This window comes from Mobiluncus mulieris ATCC 35243, assembly GCF_000160615.1.
Taxonomy (GTDB): domain Bacteria; phylum Actinomycetota; class Actinomycetes; order Actinomycetales; family Actinomycetaceae; genus Mobiluncus; species Mobiluncus mulieris.
Genome location: NZ_GG668520.1, coordinates 571,642 through 573,917, shown reverse-complemented (window position 1 = coordinate 573,917; position 2,276 = coordinate 571,642). Strand labels below are relative to the sequence as shown.

The following is a 2,276-nucleotide window of genomic DNA, read 5'->3' as shown; positions in this document are numbered from 1 at the left end:
GGGGAACTAGGTTCCCTAGGCTTACGCAGCCAGGGAAACCAGGCTAACCAGGCTATTGTTAGCCCGATTGTGACTAGCGCAGCAGGGAGAGGACGCCCTGGGGAACCTGGTTAGCCTGAGCCAACATAGAGGTGCCAGCCTGGGACAGAATCTGGTTCCTGGTGAACTGCATCATCTCCTGAGCCATATCCGTATCGCGAACACGAGACTCAGACGCAGCCAGATTCTCCACCGCCACATTCAAGTTCGTAATCGTATGCTCGAACCGGTTCTGCACCGCACCAAGGTTAGCGCGAGCCGTAGACACAGACTGAATCTTCGCATCCAACACGTTAATCAGGTTCTGCGCTGCGTCGTGGCTATCAACAGTCAGATAGTTGTAATCAGTAGCAACATCAGCTGTTTCACCAGTAGCTGTGAAAGCAACATCCGTATCGCCTGTGTTTGCCGTAGCACCGAGCTTGGTCAGGTTGTGGGCACCAATCTTATCAATCCTCCCACCATCAGCACGCTTGATGTGCAGAGTCAGGTCATTTCCGACTTCGAGAGCATAGCCAGCGCCTTTGGGCTTACCAACACGATCATCAAGCAGAGTAGTTGTATCTTTACCGCCTACTTTAATGCCGCTCGCATCTGTTGTCAGCTTGACGGTAACCTGAGCGGATTCCGAATCATTAGCGGTAATCTTAAACCCATCGGCATCGCCGTAGCTCATGGTGTAGTTCAGACCTTTTTTACCCAGCTCTTGGTTGAACACGTCAACTAGACGCTGCGGGGTTGCACCCTGGTGAGTACCATCCGCCAGAGTCTTGGCATCTACCGAAATCTCATGTTCGCCAACCTTGAGGGTGAAGGTCTTCCCATCAAGCACCGCCTTATCGAAGTCTGTCACCGCACCAGATGCAGCTACATTCGTGGTACCACCCACATAGCCCTCAATACCGGATGCCTTCAACGCTTCAGCCAATTTCTTCTGGACTTCTTTCTCATTGGCCGGCTTGGCTGCTGAAAAGTCCAGATTCAAAACCTTACCGTCAAGCTCAAGGGCGTACTTTCCTTTATCAAAAGCTGCTCCTGCGGTCAGCTCCGTAGCGCTCGTAACCTTCTTTATGCCACTGAACTTAGCGACAGCAGTCACATCGGCATCACGCAAATCCACGACGATACGGTTATCAGCATTACCGTTGGCACCCACCTGGAACTTCAAAGCATCGTTACCAGAAGCCTTACCATTAAGAAGGCTAGTGCCGTTGAAGTTAGTGACACTACCAATACGCTGCAACTCATCACGCAGCTGGCTGAGCTCAGTATTGATATTACGACGCGCATCAGGCGAGTTCGAATCGGTCGCACCCTGGACGGCGAGCACGCGCATACGCTGCAAAATGCTGTGAACCTCGTTCAGTGCGCCTTCAGCGGTTTGAACCAAAGAAATCCCATCCTGGGCGTTACGCACGGCCTGACGGTTACCACCAACCTGAGTACGCAGACCCTCGGAAATAGCCAAACCAGCCGCGTCATCAGCCGCGCGGTTAATCCGGAAACCCGAGGAAAGCTTCTCCAGGGATTTCGCCAATCCCCCCTGGGTAACACTCAAGTTACGGTAGCTATTCATAGCCATAATGTTTTGGTTAATGGATAAAGACATTTTTAATCCTCCTGATTGTAACCAACCAGCCACTTGCTGGCTGGATGTCCTGCGCCAGGCTTCCTGCCTGACAATCACTCCTATCGGGGCTCCGATAGGAAACATTAGGAAAAATTCCCAACGAAAAATTATTGTACATGATTTCTGCGTAAATTCGAGCAAAACTTTACTCACCGGCCGGGCGTGTCCCCGGGAGGCTCGGCTTTTTATGTGGACACATAAGCAGGTTACCCCCTGTTCGCTGTGGGCATAACCCATGGTCACGGGTTTACAGCGAGACCGCTCGTCAACACAAGTTGACACTATGTGTCCATGACCACAACCAGCCCACGATTCCAGCGAAACACCCGCGCGGTTGCGACCTCGGCACCCAAGCAGTACCGCCTAAAACAGCCAATCCCGGCCACCTTTTAGGACACAAACACCCCGCAGGAATTCCGGCGGCAAAACGGGAAGCGTCGGCCGGCGTAGCGACCTGTGGGTGCTCGTAGTTTCTCTTAGCAACACCGTTGCTTAGAAAAACAGAGCGGGACCCCACCGGAAGCCTAGCCGAGCCGACCGACCGTAAGCCGCCAAAATAGCTCACTTTTAAGTGACGAAATAGCTCAAATTAACTTGACAAAACACA

Annotated in this window: 1 protein-coding gene; it reads right to left on the bottom strand. The window is 52.4% G+C overall.

Annotated features, from left to right (window positions below; translation table 11 throughout):
- Positions 1 to 73: 73 nt before the first annotated feature.
- A complete protein-coding gene (locus HMPREF0577_RS10370; RefSeq protein WP_248613792.1) occupies positions 74 to 1,648 on the bottom strand; it encodes a flagellin N-terminal helical domain-containing protein in 1,575 nt (524 codons plus the stop codon).
- Between the last annotated feature and the right edge of the window lie 628 nt (positions 1,649 to 2,276).